Raw genomic sequence first — 14,261 nt, 5'->3', positions numbered from 1 at the left:
TCAGGCCGTCGGGGGAACGCGCACGCCCGTGAACACCCAGCGCTTGTAGCCGAGGTACCGCAGGACGGTCCCGATACCGATCCCGATCACCGTGGCGACGTTGTCCGCCAGCGCGGTGGTCAGCCCGAGGGTGTAGTGCGAGAACGCCAGGGTGAGCACCGGGATCAGGGCGCAGACGACGTTGATGCCCGCGAACACCGTGAGCTCGCGCGCCCGGCGGTCCGTGCGCTGCTGCGAGAACGTCCAGTGCCGGTTGCCCAGCCAGGCGACGAGCGTCGCGGCGACGACCGAGATGATCTTCGCGGTGAGCGGCTTGTGGCCGAGCACCTCGCCCGGACCGAACCGCAGCAGGTTGAACAGGCCGAGGTCGACCACGAACGCGACACCGCCCACCGAGAGGAACCGGGCGAGCTCGTAGGCGCGTGCCCGCAGCGCAGCGGCCCGGACGGCGGAGGCGACCGGGGGCGCGTCGGGAGCCCGGTCGTCGGTCAGCTCGTCGCTGGCGCTCACGGGGCTCCTCGCAGGTGGGACACAGCAGTCTGGAGAGGATAGCCCTGGTATCCAGGAGCCGGCCGACCGAGGGCGGCCGCGAAGCGTTTCGGCGCCGCCCGGCGCTCGGCTAGTGTCGTCGCCCGTGACAGCACCCGTGGTGGCAGTGGTCGGTGGCGGGCAGCTCGCCCGGATGATGGCGCCGGCGGCGACCGCGCTCGGTGTGCACCTGCGCGTGCTCGTCGAGAACCCGTCGTCCTCGGCCGCCCAGGTCGTGGTCGACGCGCCTGTCGGCTCGGCGTCCGACGAGGCGGCGATCACCGCGCTGGTCGATGGCGCCGACGCGCTCACGTTCGAGCACGAGCACGTGCCGAACCTGCTGCTCGACCGCCTGGAGAGCGCGGGCGTCGCGGTCCACCCGGACGCGTCCGCCCTCGTGCACGCGCAGGACAAGATCGTCATGCGGACCCGGCTGACCGAGCTCGGCATCCCGGTCCCGTCGTGGGCCGTGCTCCCGTCGGCCGCGGAGCTGGGCACCTTCCTCGCCGACCACGGCGGGGTGGCGGTGGTGAAGACCGCCCGCGGCGGGTACGACGGCAAGGGCGTGCGGGTCGTGCGCTCGCCCGAGGACGTCGCGGACTGGTTCACGGCCGCGGCGGACGGCACCGGCGCCCCGCTCCTGGCGGAGGAGAAGGTGCCGTTCACCCGGGAGCTCGCCGTGCTGGTGGGGCGTCGGCCCAGCGGTGAGACGCGCACGTGGCCCGTGGTCGAGTCGGTCCAGCGCGACGGTGTGTGCGCGCAGGTCGTCGCCCCCGCCCCCGACCTGGACCCCGCGACGCGGGAGCAGGCGGTCGAGGTGGCCGTCCGGATCGCCACCGGCCTGGGCGTCACCGGTGTGCTCGCGGTCGAGCTGTTCGAGGTCGCGGACGACGCCGGCGGCCCGCCGCGGGTGCTCGTCAACGAGCTCGCGATGCGCCCGCACAACTCGGGCCACTGGACGATCGACGGTGCCGTGACCAGCCAGTTCGAGCAGCACCTGCGCGCCGTGCTCGACCTGCCCCTGGGGGAGACGGCCGCACGCTCGAGGTGGACCGTGATGGCGAACGTGCTCGGCAGCTCGCTGCCGGACCCGACGGACGCCCTCGCCGACGTCGCGCGGCTGGACCCCGCGGCCAAGGTCCACCTGTACGGCAAGGAGGTCCGCGCGGGACGCAAGCTCGGGCACGTCAACGTCAGCGGCGACGACCTCGACGACGTCCGCCGCCGCGCGATCGCCGCTGCGGCCCTGCTGCAGGGCGAGGCGTCCGCCTGACGCGAACAGCGGGCCGCAGCACGGACCGCCTGGGACATGATGGGCGCGCGGCGTCACCGGGACGGCGTCAGGAACGGAGACAGTGATGGCAGCGCAGGCCCTGGTGGGGATCGTCATGGGCTCGGACTCGGACTGGCCGGTCATGAAGGCCGCCGCCGAGGCGCTCGCCGAGTTCGACGTCCCGGTCGAGATCGACGTGGTGTCCGCGCACCGGCAGCCCGAGAAGATGATCGCCTACGGCCGCAGCGCCGCCGACCGCGGGCTGCGGGTGGTGATCGCCGGCGCCGGTGGGGCTGCGCACCTGCCGGGCATGCTCGCCGCCGTCACCACGCTCCCGGTGGTCGGTGTCCCCGTCCCGCTCGCCTACCTGGACGGCATGGACTCGCTCCTCTCGATCGTGCAGATGCCCGCCGGCGTCCCCGTCGCGACAGTCTCCATCGGCGGGGCCCGCAACGCCGGTCTCCTCGCCGTGCGCATCCTCGCGTCGGGCGAGGGTGAGCAGGCCGGGCGCCTGCGCACCGCGATGGCGGCGTTCCAGGAGGACCTGCAGGGTCAGGCGGACGGCAAGGGTGAGCGGCTGCGGGCGCAGACGACGAGCCGGCCGAGCGTGGGCTTCAGCGTCTGACCACGCTCGCTGACCACGGGTCGGACCGCGTCCGGCGGTGTCAGGCGCCGGGCATCCCGCCCACGGGGCCGGGCGGCAGCGAGCCGTCACGGATCGCGGCCCAGAACGCCGGTGCGGCGTCCGGGTCCAGCAGCACGGTGGAGCCGGCGTTGCCGCCGGGGCGGTAGTCGATCGACGAGATCGGGGGCGTCCCCGTGATGCCGTTCTCGCCGTTGGCCGCGCGGAACGCGAGCGCGAGCCTGGCCATGTCGAGGATGTTCGACTCGTTGCTCACGGTCAGCGCGCCGGTGCCCGCGTCGATCAGCGCGACCTGCTGACCCGGTCGCAGGGCGAGCTGGCTGGGCTGCACCTTGGACATGACGGCTCCGATGAGCTGCCGCTGCCGCTCCGCCCGGCCCACGTCGCCGGTGAGGTCGGCCTTGCGCATCCGGGCGAACGCGAGGGCCTGCGTGCCGTCGACGTCGTGGCAGCCCGCCACCCACACCATGCCGGAGTCGACGTCGTTGACGTCGGTGTCGTGGCACAGGTTCACGCCGCCCACCGCGTCGACGATCTGCTCGACACCCGCCATGCCGATCTCGGCGTAGTGGTCGACCGTGAGGCCGGTGAGCCCCTCGACCGTCTGCACGAGCAGCGGCGCCTGGCCCCACGAGAACGCCGCGTTGAGCTTCGCCGCACCGTTCCCGGGGATCTCGACGTAGGTGTCGCGGGGCAGCGAGATGAGCGCCGTGGGACCGCTGTCCGGCACGTGCAGCAGCAGGATCGTGTCGGTGCGCGAGCCCTCGGTCCCGTCCTGCTCGATGCCCCCGTCGGCGCGCGAGTCCGACCCGGTCAGCAGGTACGTGGTGCCGGGGGTGTTCGCCGCGCCGCTGAGCGCCGCGGTGTGCTGGACCTTGTCGTTCGCCCAGACCGCCAGGCCGATCGGCCAGGCGAGCAGCGCGAGGACCACCAGGGCTGCGACGGCGCCGACGAGCGGCTTGCGGCTGCGCCGCGCCCCGGGCTGGGCGGCCGGGTCGGGCGCGCCCGCGGTCGGTCGCGGCGGACGCGGGCCGGCCGGGCCGGCGGGTGGACGGGTCGGCTGCGCCGGACGAGCCGTCGCGGGGCGCGAGGACGTCGACCGCGGGGCAGGGGTGGAGGCAGGCGTCGCGACCGGGGCCGCCTGTCGCCCGGCTCGGCCCGGTACCTCGACCGGCGCCGCACCCGCGGGGCGCGCGCCCTGCCCGGCGGGGGCGATCGTCGGGGGACGGCCGGACACCGGTCGGGGGTCAGGGGTCGCCGGCGCCGGCCGAGCGGCACGAGCCGGGGCCGGTCGCGGGGTCCGGGGCGCAGTGGGCCGTGACGGGCGGCCGACGACGATCGGCTCGGCGTCGGCCGGGCGGACCGGACGGGCGGGAGCGCCGGGCGCGAAGCTCGGGGGAGGTGTGCGGGAGGTCCGGTCGTCGGGAGCCATGCCTCAGCAGACGTCCGTCGTGTCGTCGACGCTGAACGCCTCCTGGCCGGCCTTCTTCGTCTCCACCGGGGCGGGTGCGACGGGTTCGACGGGTTCGACGGGTGCCACGGGCTCCACCGGGGCGGTGGTGGAGGCGGGCGGCGGTGTGGTGACCTCCGGCGCGACGGGCTCCTCGCCCAGGGCCGGGACGTCCGCGGCGATGTTCGCCCACACCACGTCGGCCTCCGACGTCCACTCGACCCGGTTCGGGTCGGACTTGGCGGGGGCGAACGGGATCGTCATGAAGGTGATGTTGCCACCGTTGATGTTGCGGAGGTTGTAGGCGAGGCCGGTCATGTTGCCGATCGACATCCCGGTGTCCGTCGTCAGCGAGCCGGTCGCCGCGCTGAGGAACGAGATCAGCTTCTGCGGGTTGGTCAGGACGTCGCGGGACAGCACCTCGCGCACCATCGCCGCGATGAGCTTCTGCTGGTTGCCGATGCGGTTGGTGTCGGAGCCGTCGCCGATCCCCTGGCCCTTGCGGGCCCGGGCGTAGGCGAGGGCCGTCGGCCCGTCGAGCGTCTGGAAGCCGGCCTCGAGCGAGAGCCCGGCCATGTCCGACTTCATGGCGGTGGGGATGCACATGGGCACACCGCCGATGGAGTTCACCATCTGCTGGAACCCGGCGAAGTCGACGACGACGAAGTGGTTGATGGTCAGGCCGGTGTTCTGCTGCACCGTGTTGATCGTGCAGGCGGCCGCCGACGTCATGTCGCCGCCGTTGTCCCAGCCCGTCGCGAAGGCGGAGTTGAACATCCCGTGGGTCGCGCGAGTGGTCTTCCCGTTCGTCATCGTGCACGCGGGGATGTCCACGAGGGAGTCGCGGGGGATGGAGACCAGCTCGACGCGCGACCGGTCGGCGGAGATGTGCAGGACCATCGACGTGTCGGAGCGCATGCCGGCGGCCTCGCCACCGATCTCGGCGTTCACCCCGTCGCGCTGGTCCGACCCGAGGATCAGGAGGTTGACGGCCTGACCCGCGTTCGGGTCGTCCGGGTCGGGCTCCGTGGTCGCCGACGGCATGGGGTTCACCAGGGCCGAGACGTCGACCTTGTCCATGTTGCCGTTCAGCTTGGCCGCCACCGCGGCGACGCCGCTGGCGCCGAAGACGACCACGGCCGCCACGCCGAGCGCGACGCCACGCAGGACGCCGTGGGACCGCAGGCGTCGGGAGTGCCGCGCGGCACGAGGGCGCTGAACAGCAGCGTGGCGGGAGGTCACCGGACGATCGTAGGAGAGCTGGTCGGTCGTCCGGGGGAGCGCGCGCAGTGGCGTCGTGGAGGATCTGTGCAGATCAGCGCGCGCTCCGCCGGCTCAGCGACCCAGCTGGGCGTACTTGGCCTCGGTCGCGTCCTTCTGCGGCCGCCACCACGCCTCGTTCGCCTGGTACCACGCGACCGTCGCCTCGAGGCCGGCACGGAAGTTCTCGTACTGCGGGACCCAGCCCAGCTCCTCGCGCAGCTTGGTGGAGTCGATCGCGTACCGCAGGTCGTGGCCCGGACGGTCGCTCACCAGGTCGTAGGCGTCGGCCGGCTGACCCATGATCTCGAGGATGTCCTCGACGACGGTCTTGTTGTTCTCCTCGCCGTCCGCCCCGATGAGGTACGTCTCGCCGATCCGGCCGCGCTCGATGATCGCCCACACGGCGCTGTTGTGGTCCTCGACGTGGATCCAGTCACGGACGTTCTCGCCCGACCCGTAGAGCTTGGGCCGGACCCCGTCGATCACGTTGGTGATCTGGCGCGGGATGAACTTCTCGACGTGCTGGAACGGGCCGTAGTTGTTGGAGCAGTTCGAGATCGTCGCGTGGACGCCGAAGCTGCGGGCCCAGGCGCGCACGAGCAGGTCCGAGGAGGCCTTCGTCGAGGAGTAGGGGCTCGACGGGTTGTACGGGGTGTCCGGTGTGAACTTGGCCGGGTCGTCCAGCTCGAGGTCGCCGTAGACCTCGTCGGTCGAGATGTGGTGGAAGCGCACGTCGTGACGGCGCACCGCCTCGAGCAGCTGGTACGTGCCGATGATGTTGGTGCGCAGGAACGGCCACGGGTCGTGCAGCGAGTTGTCGTTGTGCGACTCGGCCGCGAAGTGCACGACGAGGTCGACGTCCTTGACCAGGTTGTCGACGATGTCGGGGTCCGCGATGTCGCCCTTGGCGAACACGATCTTCCCGTCGACCGGGTCCAGGCTCCGCTCGTCGCCCGCGTAGGTGAGGGCGTCCAGCACCGTGACCCGCACGTCGGGACGCTCGCGGACGGTCTGGTGGACGAAGTTGGAGCCGATGAAGCCGGCTCCGCCGGTGACGAGGACGTGCATGCGAGACAACCTCCTGTGGGCGGGATCAACCCGAGAGCCTAACGTGACCGCCCGGAGGCCGGACGTCACGCGCGGTACGGTCCGGTCGCCGTGGTGGGCGGGACCAGCAGGGCGTCGACCGTGCGGCGGTCGACGACTGCGGCCCGGCCGGTGCGGCGGCGTTCCGCGAGCAGGTGGGGGAGCAGCCCGAGGTAGGAGCGCGCCGCCCGCAGCCGGGTGCGCACCAGCGGCCAGGGCTGGCGTCGACGCAGCCCCACGGAGGCCGTCGTCAGGCCGAAGCGCAGGACGCACCGCAGCGCGAGGGCCGCCGACGCGTTCTTGGTCACCACCGCGAGCCGGTTGCGCATGTCGTGGAACCGGAAGAAGTCGCTGCCCTCCGACGAGGACGCCGCGTGCACGTGCGAGACGACGGCCCCGGCGCAGTGCTCCACCCGGTAGCCCGCGAGGCGGAGCCGCCACGACAGGTCGGTGTCCTCGTAGTACATGAAGAGGCGCTCGTCGAACAGGCCGACGGTGCGCAGCGCGCTCGTCCGGAGGATCGCCGCCGCTCCGCTGAAGCCGAAGACGTCGCGGGCGGGACGGTGCCTCGAGGCGTCCGCGAGCCAGCCCCGGTCGACGCCGAACCCGTCGGTGCGCACCTCGTTGCCGGTGGAGTTGACCAGCCGGACCGGCCCGTCGGGGTCCTCCACCCAGGACCCGTCGGGGCCGTGCACCACGTGGGTGCCGTCGAGGCCGTCCTCGGGACCGGCCGGGCGGAAGCGGGCGGCCAGCAGGACGGTCGCCGCCATCGCCGCGACGTCGGGGGCCGCCCCGTCCATCGCCCGCACCAGGGTGGCCACGAACGTCGGGTCCGGGACGGCGTCGTTGTTGAGCAGCACCGCGTAGCGCGACCGCACGCCCGCCAGCGCGACGTTGTTCCCCCCGGTGAACCCCGCGTTGACCGGGTGGGCGACCAGCCGGACCTCGGGGTACTCAGCGGCCACGAGGTCCGCGGTGCCGTCGCGCGACCCGTTGTCGACGACGACGACGGACATCGTCACGTCGCCCAGCTCCTGGGCCCGCAGCCCGTCGAGGCACGCCCGCACGAGGCCGGCCGCGTCGTAGGTGACCGTGACGACCGTGACGTCGACGGTCCCGGGGGCGTCGTTCACGACCGTCCCGTGGCGTAGGCGGCCAGCGTGGCCGCGGCGCACGCCTGCCACGTGAACTGCCGCGCCCAGGCGCGACGGGCGTCGTCCGCGTCGGGCGTGCGCCGGGCCTGCGCCAGGTGCAGCAGCGCGCCGGACAGCGCGTCGACGTCCGTCGGCGGGGCGAACACGGTGTCGGGCGCGGCGACCTCGTGCAGGACGGCAAGGTCGGAGGCCAGCACCGGCACGCCCGCGGCCGCGGCCTCGATCGCCGGCAGGCCGAAACCCTCGTCCAGCGACGGCAGCACGAGGCCGGACGCACCGCCGACGAGCGTGCGCAGGTCCTCGTCGGAGAGCCACCCGGTCAGGTGGACGGCCGGTCCGACGCCGTCGGGGGTCGCGCGCCCGGCCGGGCCGGCGAGCACCAGGTCCGGCAGCGACGGGTCGGTGCGCCGTGCCTGCTCGTGCGCCTGGAGCAGCCGGGGGAGGTTCTTGCGCGGGTCGAGCGAGCCGACGAACACCACGTACCGGTCGGGCAGGGTGCGCTCCTGCAGCCACGACGCGGACGGCGCTGCGGCCTCGAACCAGGCGTCGTCCACACCGAGAGGCGTGACGGCGACGGCGTCCTGCGGCAGGTCGTAGTGCGCGCGCACGGCGGCGGCGACGGTGCGCGACGGGGTCAGGACCGTCGCCCCGCGCGCGACGGAGCGGGCGACCAGCCGCTCGTACGCCAGGGTGGCCGCGTCCACCGTCTCGCGGTGCTCGACGTAGGTCAGGTCGTGCACCGTGACGACCTCACGGGCCCGCCGCGTCGGGGGCGAGACGAAGTTGGTGCCGTGGAACACGTCGGTCGCGCCGACGAGCGTCTCGATGACGGGCAGGTCCGCCCGGGTCCAGAGCTCCCGCAGGAGGCGGGCGGGAACGCGACGGCCGACCGGGCGCACGTGCGCGGGCAGGCCGGACAGCTCGGCGCCACGCCACGTCCACGTCGACGCCTGCAGCTCGAGGCCGTCCTGCTCGCTGCGGGCGGCGAGCGCGCCGAGCAGGTGCTCGACGTACCGTCCGATGCCCGTCCGTCGACCGAGCAGGGGTGTCGCGTCGAGCGTGATCAGCACCGCGCGATACTCTCACGGTGCTCTGCCGGCCGACGACGCCCGGGTGGCCGCTTGTGCTCCGGGGCGCGGAGACCTCATCCTGTTCGCGCGGGTACGGGGGTCCCGTTCCGTGTGAGTCCTTCGCGCGGACGCGTCCACCTCTGGAAGGCGACATGCCAACGTACGACGCAGACTTCGACGCCTTGTCGGACAACAACTCCCACAGCCTGATGGTCCGCCTGGTCGGGCCCGACAAGCGTGTGCTCGACGTCGGGTGCGCGACGGGTTACCTGGGGGAGGCCCTGATCGCCCGCGGGTGCCGCGTGAGCGGGGTGGAGATCGACCCGGAGTCGGCCTCGCGTGCCGCCAAGCTGCTCGACGAGGTCGTCGTCGCCGACCTCACGCAGGTCGACCTGGTCGCGCACTTCGGGGCGGCGTCGTTCGACGTGGTCGTGCTCGGCGACATCCTCGAGCACCTCACCGACCCCGACCGCCTGCTCCGGCACGTCACCAAGCTGCTGGCCCCCGGCGGTTCGGTCGTCATCTCGACGCCGAACGTCACGCACGGCAGCCTGCGCCTCGCGCTGCTCCAGGGCCGCTGGCGCTACACGGACCTCGGCCTGCTCGACCGGACGCACGTCACATTCTTCGACCGGCACGGCCTGCTCGCCCTGATCGAGGGGGCGGGCCTCGTCGCGACGGACGTCCGGCGCACCACCGCGGACCCGCTCGGCGTCGAGGTCGACGTCGACTGGAAGGCGCTGCCGCCGGGCGTCATCGACTGGGTGCGCGAGCAGCCCGACGGCCTCACCTACCAGTTCGTCATCCGGGCCGTCGTCGCCGACGCCGACGGAGACCTGCAGGTCATGCGCACCCGGATCGACGAGCTGGAGTCCGAGCTGCACGAGACGCAGGCGCGGTCGCGCGAGCTCGAGGTCCGGTCCGAGCGGGTGGACGAGGAGCTCGCCGCGGCGCAGTCCCGCGCCGGTGCGGCGGAGCAGGAGCTGGGCGCGGTGCACTCCACGGTGACCTGGCGGTCGCTGTCCGCCCCCCGTCGCCTGTACGGGCGGCTGAGAGGCGGACCACGCCCGTAGGGGCCCGTCGCCCGTCATCGGACCGGGCGTAGTCACCTACTATCGACCCATGCCCCATCTTTTGACCGTCGTCGTGCGCGCGTGCGTCCGGCGGGGTGACGCCGGCCAGGACGAGGTCGTGACGACCGCATGATCGCCGACCTCGCGAACGTCCGTACGCGCGAGCTCCTCGCGAACCTCACGCTGCGTGAGGTGAAGGGCCGGTACAAGCGCACCGCGCTCGGCAACCTCTGGTCGCTCATCAACCCCATCGCGACGATGCTGATCTACACCGTCGTCTTCGGGTACTTCATGCGCGTCCAGATCGAGCCGTCGCCCACCGGCCTGGACGTCTTCGCGCTCTGGCTCATGTGCGCGCTCATCCCGTGGGGCTTCTTCGCCGCCGCCCTGCAGACGGGGCTCGGGTCGATCGTGGCCAACGCGAACCTGGTGAAGAAGGTGTTCTTCCCGCGCGAGGTGCTCGTGGCCTCGTCGGTGTTCGCGCTCGACGTGACGACCGCCATCGAGCTCGGCGTGCTCATGGTGGCGCTCATGCTCTTCGGGCAGATGGTGCTGCCCTGGCTGCCGATGGTGCTCGTGCTGCTGGCCCTCCTGACGCTCATGGCCCTGGGCTTCGCGCTCGTCCTCGCCGTGGCGAACGTCTACTTCCGGGACACCGAGCACTTCGTCGCGATCCTGCTGCAGATCTGGATGTACGCGACGCCGATCATCTACCCGTTCACGTACGTCGTCCGCGCGCAGGAGTCGCTCAACGTCTGGCTCGCGCAGTGGGACCTGTCGTTCCCCCTCACCACGCTCTGGGAGCTCAACCCGATGCTGCACTTCACCCAGGCGTTCCGCTCCGTGCTGTACGAAGAGAGGATGCCGTCGACGACGGACCTGCTCTGGTGCGTCGGTTCCGCCGCGGTCGCGCTCACCATCGGCTGGTACGTCTTCAAGAAGTTCGAGCCCCGCATGGCGGAGGAGCTGTGAGCACCGCGATCGAGGTCGTCGACGTCTCCAAGCGCTTCCGGATGTACAAGGAGCGCAACCAGTCGCTGAAGGCGTCGCTCATGCGTGGCCGCCGGGCGAAGTACGACGAGTTCTGGGCGCTGCGCGACGTCGGGTTCGAGATCCCCGAGGGCACGACGTTCGGGCTGATCGGCGAGAACGGCTCGGGCAAGTCCACGCTGCTCAAGTGCCTGGCGCGGATCCTCGTGCCGGACACCGGCAACGTGCGCGTCAACGGCTCCATGGCCGCTCTGCTGGAGCTCGGGTCGGGCTTCCACCCGGAGCTCACCGGTCGAGAGAACGTCTTCCTCAACGGGTCGATCCTGGGCCTGGGCAAGAAGGACATCGAGTCGCGCTTCGAGGAGATCGTCGACTTCGCCGGCATCGAGCAGTTCATCGACCAGCCCGTGAAGAACTACTCGTCCGGCATGTACGTCCGGCTGGGGTTCTCGGTCGCCATCAACGTGGACCCCGACATCCTCCTCGTCGACGAGGTGCTGGCCGTCGGTGACGCGAGCTTCCAGGCGAAGTGCATGGAGAAGTTCGCGGACTTCCGCACGGCGGGCAAGACCGTCGTCATCGTGAGCCACGCCATGGGCTCCATGCGCACCATGTGCGACCACGCCGCCTGGCTCGAGCACGGACGCCTCGTCGCGTCGGGGCCGGCCACGGACCTGGTCGACAGCTACATCGACAAGACGCACACGGACCGGCCCGTCGAGGAGGCCGTGCACGAGACGGGGCGGCACGGCTCGGGCGAGATCACCGTCGAGCGCGTCGAGCTGCTCGACGGCGCCGACGAGTCCGTCTCGTCGTTCCGCACCGGAGAGGCGATGTCGATCCGCGTGCACTACCGTGCCCACCAGACGATCGAGCGACCGGTCTTCGGCCTTGCCATCGAGACGATCGAGGGCACCTACGTCTGGGCGTACCACTCCCGGGACGGCGGTCTGGACATCACCAGCGTCTCGGGTGACGGATTCATCGACTGCACCGTGCCGCGGCTCCCGCTGCAGCCGGGCACGTTCGACCTGACGGCCTCGGCCGTCGACTGGACCACTCAGCACACCTACGACCTCCGGCGGCACATCACCCGGTTCGACGTGGAGGCAGGCGAGCCGCGGGAGTCTGGCGGCATCGTGGCGATGGGGGCGACCTGGTCGCCGATCAAGGGAGACGCATGAAGCTGGACCGCTCGGAGCCGACCGTCCGCCCGGGGGTCGTCTCGATCATCCTCGTGAACTACAAGGGGGCCGACGACACGATCGTGGCCCTGCGGTCGTTCGAGGACGTCGACTGGCCGTCGGACCAGCTCGAGCTGATCGTCGTGGACAACGACTCCGACGACGGCAGCGTCGCGAAGATCCGCGCCGCCGTCCCGCACGCCACGGTCGTGGAGGCCGGGTCGAACACGGGGTTCGCCGGGGGCTGCAACACCGGTGTAAAGGCGGCCACCGGTGAGTTCGTCGGGTTCCTCAACAACGACGCCCGGCCCGGCACCGGCTGGGTCCGGGCGGCCGTGGAGACGCTCCAGGCCGACCCGACGATCGGCGCCGTCGCGAGCAAGGTCCTCGACTGGGAGGGCGAGACCATCGACTACGTCGACGGCTCCCTCACGTGGTTCGGCATGGGCTACAAGCGCGAGGTCGAGAAGCCCGACACCGGGGAGTGGGACGTCGCGAAGGACGTCCTGTTCGGCACCGGCGCCGCGATGTTCATGCCGGCGGCCCTGTTCCGCGAGGTCGGCGGGTTCGACGAGCGCTTCTTCATGTTCTATGAGGACGTCGACCTCGGCTGGCGGCTCAACCTGCTCGGCTACCGCGTCCGCTACGTGCCCGGGTCCGTGGCGTACCACCGGCACCACGTCACGATGAAGAAGTTCGGCAACTTCCGCGAGAGCTACCTGCTCGAGCGCAACGCGCTGCTGTCGATGTACAAGAACTTCGACGACGAGACGCTCGCGCGCGCCCTGCCGGCCGCGATGGCCCTCGCCGTCCGCCGGTCCTTCGCGCGGGCGGACGTCGACACGACGACGCTCGACCTGCAGCGCTCGCCCGGCAACGACGACGTCGGCACGCTCGAGCTGCCGAAGATGAGCCTCACCGGCCCGTACGCGATCGACTACTTCGTCGAGCAGCTCGAGTCGCTGCACGTCACCCGGCAGGCGCTCCAGTCGCGGCGCCGCCGGACGGACCGCGAGCTGCTCCCGCTGTTCCGCGAGGCCATGGAGCCCGCCTACGCGATCGACAGCTACCTCGAGGCGCACCGCGTGCTGGTCGAGGCGTTCGGCATCGCGAGCCACTTCCGGTCGCGGCAGCGGGTCCTCGTCGTCACGGGCGAGCCGCTCAAGGCACGCATGGCGGGGCCGGCGATCCGGGCGTGGGAGATCGCGCGCGCCCTGGCGCCCGAGCACGACGTGCGGCTCGCGTCGACGTCCGGCGTCTCGGTCACGCACGACGACTTCGCGACCGAGTACGTGCACGGCAAGTCGCTGGTCGAGGCGACCGGCTGGGCCGACGTCATCATCTTCCAGGGCTTCCTCCTCGAGGCGGCCCCCTGGCTCAAGAACAGCACCAAGATCGTCGTCGCCGACATCTACGACCCGATCCACCTCGAGCAGCTCGAGCAGGCGCGTGACCTCGGGCTCGGGGGACGGGCGATGGCGGTCCGCGAGACCACCCGCACGCTCAACGAGCAGATCGCCCGCGCCGACCTCCTGCTGTGCGCGTCGGACAAGCAGCGCGACTTCTGGCTCGGCCAGCTCGCCGGCCAGGGACGCATCAACCCGTCCGTGTACGACGAGGACGCGACGCTGAACTCGCTGCTCACGGTCGTCCCCTTCGGCATCGCGGACGAGCCGCCGGTGCAGAAGCGGCACGGGATCAAGGGCACCGTCGAGGGCATCGGCCCCGACGACAAGGTGATCCTGTGGGGCGGGGGCATCTACAACTGGTTCGACCCGCTGACGCTGATCCACGCGGTCGACCGGCTGCGGGTGACCCACCCCGAGGTGCGCCTGTTCTTCCTGGGCACCAAGCACCCGAACCCCGGCGTGCCGGACATGCGGATCGCGTGGGACGCGCGTCAGCTGGCCACCGAGCTCGGTCTGACCGACAAGCACGTGTTCTTCAACGACAGCTGGGTGCCGTACGAGGAGCGGGCGGACTACCTGCTCGACGCCGACGTCGGCGTGTCGACGCACTTCCACCACATCGAGACGGCGTTCAGCTTCCGGACGCGGATCCTCGACTACCTGTGGTGCACGCTGCCGATCGTGGCGACCGGCGGGGACACCTTCGGTGAGCTGATCCGGGACAAGGGCCTGGGCCGGACGGTCGAGCCCGAGGACGTCGACGGGCTCGTCGCGGCGCTCGAGGAGATGCTGTACGACGAGGAGGCGATCGCCGCGGCGCGTGCGCGCGTGGAGGAGTTCGCCGTCGCGTACCGGTGGAGCCGGGTCCTGACGCCGCTGGTCGAGTTCTGCAGGTCGCCGCGGCGGGCCGCCGACCTGGCCCTGCGGGCGCCGGGGACGACGACCGACTCGCTGCGCCTGCCCCCGCCGCCGCCGGTCTCGGTCCGCGGCGACCTGCGCCTGTTCCGGGAGTACATGAACCAGGGTGGCGTGCGCGAGGTCGCACGCCGAGCCAGCGGCCGCGTCCGCCGCGTCACCGGGCTGGGCGGCACGCGCGTCTGACGCGCCGACGACGACGGGCGGGTGACCGAGAGTGCTC

Annotated in this window: 12 protein-coding genes; 6 read left to right on the top strand and 6 right to left on the bottom strand. The window is 72.0% G+C overall.

Annotated features, from left to right (window positions below):
- Nucleotides 1-510: a GtrA family protein gene (locus CXY01_RS10990; RefSeq protein WP_146927463.1), complete on the bottom strand. Its 510-nt coding sequence runs from the start codon at nucleotides 508-510 to the stop codon at nucleotides 1-3.
- A gap of 124 nt (nucleotides 511-634) precedes the next feature.
- Between CXY01_RS10990 and CXY01_RS10985 the strand changes: the two genes are divergently transcribed.
- Together CXY01_RS10985 and purE are read left to right on the top strand one after the other, a co-directional pair.
- Nucleotides 635-1,801 (top strand): 5-(carboxyamino)imidazole ribonucleotide synthase, encoded by a 1,167-nt coding sequence (locus CXY01_RS10985; RefSeq protein ID WP_146927462.1) that lies wholly within the window; start codon nucleotides 635-637, stop codon nucleotides 1,799-1,801.
- A gap of 85 nt (nucleotides 1,802-1,886) precedes the next feature.
- Nucleotides 1,887-2,426 (top strand): 5-(carboxyamino)imidazole ribonucleotide mutase, encoded by a 540-nt coding sequence (gene purE, locus CXY01_RS10980; RefSeq protein ID WP_146927461.1) that lies wholly within the window; start codon nucleotides 1,887-1,889, stop codon nucleotides 2,424-2,426.
- A 40-nt stretch (nucleotides 2,427-2,466) separates the two neighbouring features.
- Here purE and CXY01_RS10975 read toward each other — a convergent pair whose 3' ends face one another.
- From CXY01_RS10975 to CXY01_RS10955, 5 genes are all read right to left on the bottom strand, one after another.
- Nucleotides 2,467-3,681 carry an LCP family protein gene (locus CXY01_RS10975; RefSeq protein ID WP_246125244.1) on the bottom strand — a complete coding sequence of 405 codons (1,215 nt, stop codon included), beginning with the start codon at nucleotides 3,679-3,681 and terminating at the stop codon, nucleotides 2,467-2,469.
- Between the two features lie 198 nt (nucleotides 3,682-3,879).
- The gene (locus tag CXY01_RS10970; protein ID WP_246125242.1) at nucleotides 3,880-5,136 is read right to left on the bottom strand and encodes an LCP family protein; all 1,257 of its coding nucleotides are present in this window, start codon (nucleotides 5,134-5,136) and stop codon (nucleotides 3,880-3,882) included.
- A 93-nt stretch (nucleotides 5,137-5,229) separates the two neighbouring features.
- Nucleotides 5,230-6,225 (bottom strand): dTDP-glucose 4,6-dehydratase, encoded by a 996-nt coding sequence (gene rfbB / locus CXY01_RS10965; RefSeq protein WP_146927460.1) that lies wholly within the window; start codon nucleotides 6,223-6,225, stop codon nucleotides 5,230-5,232.
- Between the two features lie 65 nt (nucleotides 6,226-6,290).
- A complete protein-coding gene (locus CXY01_RS10960; protein ID WP_186813375.1) occupies nucleotides 6,291-7,376 on the bottom strand; it encodes a glycosyltransferase family 2 protein in 1,086 nt (361 codons plus the stop codon).
- Nucleotides 7,373-8,467 (bottom strand): glycosyltransferase family 4 protein, encoded by a 1,095-nt coding sequence (locus CXY01_RS10955; protein ID WP_146927458.1) that lies wholly within the window; start codon nucleotides 8,465-8,467, stop codon nucleotides 7,373-7,375. The genes CXY01_RS10960 and CXY01_RS10955 overlap by 4 nt, the downstream gene beginning before the upstream one ends.
- Nucleotides 8,468-8,619: 152 nt before the next feature.
- Here CXY01_RS10955 and CXY01_RS10950 point away from each other — a divergent pair, with 152 nt between their 5' ends.
- The 4 genes from CXY01_RS10950 to CXY01_RS10935 all read left to right on the top strand — a co-directional run bounded on the left by CXY01_RS10950 (nucleotide 8,620) and on the right by CXY01_RS10935 (nucleotide 14,224).
- On the top strand, nucleotides 8,620-9,540 hold the full coding sequence (locus CXY01_RS10950; protein ID WP_146927457.1) for a class I SAM-dependent methyltransferase: 921 nt from the start codon (nucleotides 8,620-8,622) through the stop codon (nucleotides 9,538-9,540).
- A gap of 129 nt (nucleotides 9,541-9,669) precedes the next feature.
- Nucleotides 9,670-10,512 carry an ABC transporter permease gene (locus CXY01_RS10945; protein ID WP_146927456.1) on the top strand — a complete coding sequence of 281 codons (843 nt, stop codon included), beginning with the start codon at nucleotides 9,670-9,672 and terminating at the stop codon, nucleotides 10,510-10,512.
- Entirely contained in the window at nucleotides 10,509-11,714 is a 1,206-nt protein-coding gene (locus CXY01_RS10940) for an ABC transporter ATP-binding protein (RefSeq protein ID WP_222594533.1), read from the top strand. The genes CXY01_RS10945 and CXY01_RS10940 overlap by 4 nt, the downstream gene beginning before the upstream one ends.
- Nucleotides 11,711-14,224, top strand: coding sequence for a glycosyltransferase (locus CXY01_RS10935; protein ID WP_146927455.1), 2,514 nt, complete (start codon nucleotides 11,711-11,713; stop codon nucleotides 14,222-14,224). The genes CXY01_RS10940 and CXY01_RS10935 overlap by 4 nt, the downstream gene beginning before the upstream one ends.
- The last annotated feature ends 37 nt before the right edge of the window (nucleotides 14,225-14,261 follow it).

Origin of the sequence: Cellulomonas xylanilytica (assembly GCF_007989805.1) — a bacterium.
Taxonomy (GTDB): Bacteria; Actinomycetota; Actinomycetes; order Actinomycetales; family Cellulomonadaceae; genus Cellulomonas; species Cellulomonas xylanilytica.
The sequence above is the reverse complement of the archived record's forward strand: the minus strand, read 5'-3'. Positions and strand labels throughout refer to the sequence as shown.